The following is a 5,311-nucleotide window of genomic DNA, read 5'->3' on the forward strand; positions in this document are numbered from 1 at the left end:
GCCCCTCTCCCTCCGGGAGAGGGGTTGGGGTGAGGGTACGGACGCGAAGCGCATGCTGCATGTTGATTGCGCGAGGCTTCGCCCGCGCCCTCGTCTGTCTCTTCGGCGCACCGTGCTCGCAATACCTCTTGGAAGAGCGGCGTTGGTCATGGCATGCCGTTGCATTGGTTGGGGTGCATGCTCTGGCGAGCGGCTATGATGGGGACAGTTGCCACGGACCCGACCATGTTCCCCAGACTTCCGCCCGTCACCCAAGCGCTGCTGATCGGCAACGTCGTGGTGTTCCTGCTGCAGATGCTGTTCGGCATGGACACGTTTTCGCCCTTCATGTTGTGGCCGATCGGTGCGTTCGACGCGTTCTCGCCCGGGGAGAACTTCCAGCTTTGGCAGTTGCTGACCTACGGTTTCCTGCACGGCGACTTCATGCATCTGCTGTTCAACATGCTGGCGCTGTACATGTTCGGCGGGCCGCTGGAGCAGACCTGGGGCAACAAGCGCTTCCTGACCTACTACCTGGTCTGCGTGGTCGGTGCCGGCCTGTGCCAGTTGCTGGTCGGCTGGTGGATGCTCAGCAACGGCAGCGCGCCGTATCCGACCCTGGGCGCCTCCGGCGGCATCTTCGGCCTGCTGCTGGCCTTCGGGATGCTGTTCCCGAACCAGCGCGTGATGCTGCTGTTCCCGCCGATCCCGATGAAGGCGCGGACCTTCGTGATCGTGTTCGGTGCGCTGGAACTGCTGATGGGCTTCACCGGCTGGCAGCCGGGCGTGGCGCATTTCGCGCATCTGGGCGGCATGTTGTTCGGCTGGCTGATGATCCGCTACTGGCGCGGCCAGCCGCCGTTCGGCAAGCGCAAGCCGCCGCGTCCGCGCATCGTGCGCTGAGCGAAAACGCCTGCGGCTGCTGCGCGCCGCAAGCGCGGCGCCGGCGGCACGTTTTCCCGACCCCTGAACGCAAGACGGCGCGGTTGCCCGCGCCGTCTTGCTGTGTGTGCCTGGCCGGCGGCTAGCGCCGGCACCGGCTCACGGCCACAGGTGGATCTGTTCGGCCTCGCTGCGCACCATCGGCTGGCCGGGCTTGCAGGTGAAGGTCGCGGCGAAGGCGGGCAGGTTGGCCAGCGCGCCGTTGGTGCGCCAGCGGCCGGGCGCGTGCACGTCGGCGGTGACCCGCTGCACGGCTTCGTTCGGCGACAGTTGCTGCGCCCACAGGCCGGCCCAGGCCTTGTAGAACGCCTGCTTGCTTGCCTCGTTGGCGGTCGGTTGCGCGGCGCTGTAGGCCTGCCAGGCCAGTTCGACGCTGCCGATGTCGGTCAGGTCCTCGTCCTGAGTCAGCGGGCCGTTGACCTTGGCGCCCTTCACGCCCGGGAAGTCGTAGGCGCCGTACTGCGCGGCGGTACGGGCGGCCAGCGCGTTCCAGGCGCTCTTGTCTTCCGGGGTCCACCAGTTGCGCAACTGGCCCTGCGCGTCGACCTGGCTGCCCTTGCTGTCGATGGCGCCGATCAGCTCGTGCGCGACCATCGCGCCGTAGGCGCCGTACAGCGTCGCGGCGTCGCCGCCGGCCGCGTACACCGGCGGCTGCAGCACCGCGGCGGTGACGATCAGGCGGTTCTGGGCGATGTCGTAGGTCAGTGCGGGCTGCTGCGGCAGCACGTCCCAGCGGCGGTCGGCGTTGCCCTTGCCGATGCGCTTCATCTCCTCGCGGTGACGCCAGGTGGAGGCGATCAGCATGTTGCCGCCGAAGCTGCCGCGGCCCATCGGCTGCAGGGTGTAGTCGAGGTCGCGGCGCGGCGCGCCGACCTCGATCTTCAGTGCGGCCAGCTTGGCCTGCGCCTCGGTGCGCGCCGGCTCGCTCAGCCAGGTGCTGCGCTTGACCGCGGCGATCTGCGCGTCGCGCACCTGGTCGGCGATGGTCTCGGCTTGGCGGCGGGTGTCGGCCGACAGGTAGCGGGCCACGTACTCGCGGCCCAGCATCGGGCCGGCGGCGACGTTGATCGCGTCCAGCACCTGCGCCCAGCGCGGCGGCGGCGCGACCTGGCCCTGCAGCACGCGGCCGCGGAACTCGAAGCTGGCGTCGCGGAAGCTCTTGGACAGGTACGGCGCCATCGCATCGCCCACGCGCCAGCGCAGGTAGGCCTTCCACTGCTCGGGCTTGATGCTGACGATCATGCCGTCGAGCTGCTTGAACATGTCCGGGTCGGCCATCGACACCAGGTCGTCGTTGACGCCCTGCGCCTTGAGGAAGGCGTCGAGCTGCAGGTTGCGGTACTGCTTGTTCAACTCCTTGGTGGAGATCGGCGCGTAGTTGTTGAACGGGTTGTTGATGCCGGACAGCGACTTGGCGCTGCGCGCCAGCGCGGTCTCGATCTGCAGCACCGACTGGGCGTCGGCCTCGAGGCGGTCGGCCGGGGTGCCGGTCAGGGTCAGGATCTGCTTGACGTAGGTGCGGTAGCGGCCCATCAGCGCCATGGTGTCGGCGTCGGTGCGGGTGTAGAAGGCCGGGTCGGGCAGGCCCATGCCGCCCTGCATGAAGTAGCCGATGTGGCGGTCCAGCGCCTTCAGGTCGACGTCGGCGCCGAAGTTGAACGCGACCGGGATGCCGATCTGGTGCAGCGCGGCGATCGAGGCCGGCACGTCCTTGGCCTTCTTGATCGCATCGATGCGACCGAGCAGCGGCGCGATCGGGTTGGAGCCGTCCTTCTCCACGGCGGCCTCGTCCAGGCCGCTGGCCCAGAAGTCGCCCAGCGCCTTCTGCACCGCGTTCTGCGGCGACTGCATGGAGGCGTCGAGCAGGTCGCGCTGCTGTTGCTGGGTGCGCTCGGCCAGCTGGCCCAGCGCGGTGACCGCGCCGGTCTGCGGCACCGGGTTCTGCTTCAGCCAGTCGGCGTTGGCGTCGTCGTAGAAGTCGCTGCAGGCAGCGCTGATCGGCGGGGCCTTGGGCGCGGCGGCGCGCTTCTTCTTGGGCGCGGCATCGGCGGCGGAGGCGAGGGCGATCAGGCCGAGGGCGACGGCGAGGGCAAGCGGACGGGCATTGGGCATCGGGAACGCATCCGGTCAGGATTAAAGTCGGCGGAGTTTAACAAGCCGCGGTGTGCAACTGTGGCGATGATGCGCGTCCACGTCCCCACCGGATTCAGCGAGCGACGCCGGCAGGCACGGGCGCCGGTGGCCGGGCAGGGCGGTCGGCATCGCCACCGCCGTCGCAGGCCGACGCCCACGCAAAGAAAAGGCCCGGACAAGCCGGGCCTTTTCGCGGGACGGCAGTGACGCCGTCGCTTACCAGATCACCACGCGCTTGTCGCCGCTGCGCACCATCGGCGCGCCCGGCTTGCACTGGAACGCGGTGGCGAAGGCCTCCAGGTTCGACGGCGCGCCGATCGCGCGGAACTGCGCCGGGGCGTGCGGATCGGTGGTCAGACGCACCATCGCGTTCTGCGGGGTGTACTTGGTACGCCACACGGTGGCCCAGTTGATGAAGAAGTTCTGGTCGCGGCTCATGCCGCCGACCTTCGGGTCGTCCTTGCCCTCGGTGGCCTTCTTCATGGCGTCGTAGGCGGTGGTGATGCCGCCCAGGTCGGCGATGTTCTCGCCCAGGGTCAGCTTGCCGTTGACGTGCTTGCCGTCGACCTCGTAGCCGTCGAACTGCTGCACCAGCTTGCCGGTGAGCGCGGAGAACTTCTTGGCGTCGGCCGGGGTCCACCAGTTCTCGAAGTTGCCGGTCGGCCCGAAGCGCGCGCCCTGGTCGTCGTAACCGTGGGTCATCTCGTGGCCGATCACCGCGCCGATGCCGCCGTAGTTGAACGCGTCGTCGGCCTTGGGGTCGAAGAACGGCGGCTGCAGGATCGCCGCCGGGAACACGATCTCGTTCTGCAGCGGGTTGTAGTAGGCGTTGACCGTCTGCGGGGTCATGCCCCACTCGGTCTTGTCCACCGGCTTGCCGATCTTGCTGAGGTTGTACTTGTAGTTGAACGCGGTGGCGGCGCGCACGTTGTCCAGGTAGCTGTCGCGCTGGGTGCTCAGGCTGGCGTAGTCGCGCCACTTGTCCGGGTAGCCGATCTTCGGAGTGAAGGTCTTCCACTTGTCCAGGGCCTTGGCCTTGGTCTCGTCGCTCATCCAGGTCAGCTTCTCCAGGCGCGCCTTCAGCGCCTGGCTCAGGTTCTCGACCAGTTGCTGCATCTTGGCCTTGTCGTCGGCCGAGAAGGCGACCTTGACGTACATCTGGCCCATCGCCTCGCCGGCGCCTTCGTTGATGCTGCCGAGCACGCGCTTCCAGCGCGGCTTCATCTCGGCCTGGCCGTTTAGCTCCTTGCCGTAGAAGGCGAAGTTTTCCTGCGCGAAGGCGTCGCTCAGGTACGGCGAGGCGCTGTCCACGGTGTGGAAGCGCAGGTAGGCGCGCCACACCGACGGGTCGGTGTCGCCCAGCGCCTTGCTCACTTCCTGGTGGAAGGCCGGGATCGCCAGCGAGAACTTCTCCGGCACGGCCACGCCCTGCGACTCGAAGAACTTGGTCCAGGGGAAGTTGGGGGTCAGCTTGTCGGCCTCGGCCGGGGTGACCGGGTTGTAGGACAGCTCGGCGTCGCGCGAGAGCTGCTCGCTGGACTTGGACACCTTGGCCAGGCGCGTTTCCAGCGCCACCACGTCCTGCGCCTGCTTGGCCGCGTCGGCCGCCGGCACGCCGGCCAGTTCCAGCACCTTGGCCACATGCGCCTGGTAGGCCTTGAGCTTGTCCTGCTTGTCGGCGTCGAAGTAGTAGCTGCGGTCGGGCAGGCCGAGGCCGCCCTGCATGGCGTAGGCCATGTTCATCGCCGAATTCTTGAAGTCGGCCTCGGCGCCGAAGCCGAACAGGCCGTTCTCGCCCTTGGCCGCGCTCTGGCGCAGGTACTCGGCGATCGCCGGGCCGTCCTTGAGGCCGTCGATCGCGGCCAGGTCGGCCTTCAGCGGCGCGATGCCCTGGGCGTTGATCTTGGCGTCGTCCATGCCCGAGGACCAGAAGTCGCCGACGATCTTCTCCACGCCCTGCGGGTTGGCCGCGGCGGCGGCCTGTTCGGCCAGCTGGTGCTGCGCCGCGACCGAGCGCTCGTCCAGGATCGAGAACGCGCCCCAGCTGCTGCGGTCCTTGGGGATCTCGTTGGCGGCCAGCCACTTGCCGTTGACGTAGCCGTTGAAGTCGTCGCAGGCGTTCTTGCTGGCGTCCAGGTCGTCGACGTTGAAGGCGTTGTAGGCCGGCAGCTTGCTGGTGTCGAGCTTGAGGTCGGTCGACGCCGCGGCCGGGGCGGCGGCCGGCGCGGACTTGGCGGCGTCGGCGGCGGGCGCGGCA

General features: G+C 68.5%; 3 protein-coding genes. 1 reads left to right on the plus strand and 2 read right to left on the minus strand.

The genetic code is table 11. The annotated features are described in order from the left end of the window. The first annotated feature begins 225 nt into the window (after window positions 1-225). Entirely contained in the window at window positions 226-882 is a 657-nt protein-coding gene (locus D588_RS0108040) for a rhomboid family intramembrane serine protease (protein WP_017915601.1), read from the plus strand. Window positions 883-1,020: 138 nt separating this feature from the next. On the opposite strand, the gene D588_RS0108045 is transcribed toward D588_RS0108040, so the two are convergent. Then, window positions 1,021-3,033, minus strand: coding sequence for a M13 family metallopeptidase (locus tag D588_RS0108045; protein WP_017915602.1), 2,013 nt, complete (start codon window positions 3,031-3,033; stop codon window positions 1,021-1,023). A gap of 237 nt (window positions 3,034-3,270) precedes the next feature. Further along, the coding region (locus tag D588_RS0108050) for a M13-type metalloendopeptidase (RefSeq protein WP_017915603.1) at window positions 3,271-5,311 on the minus strand (2,041 nt) is incomplete at its 5' end.

The organism is Xanthomonas sp. SHU 308 (assembly GCF_000364645.1).
GTDB lineage: Bacteria > Pseudomonadota > Gammaproteobacteria > Xanthomonadales > Xanthomonadaceae > Xanthomonas_A > Xanthomonas_A sontii.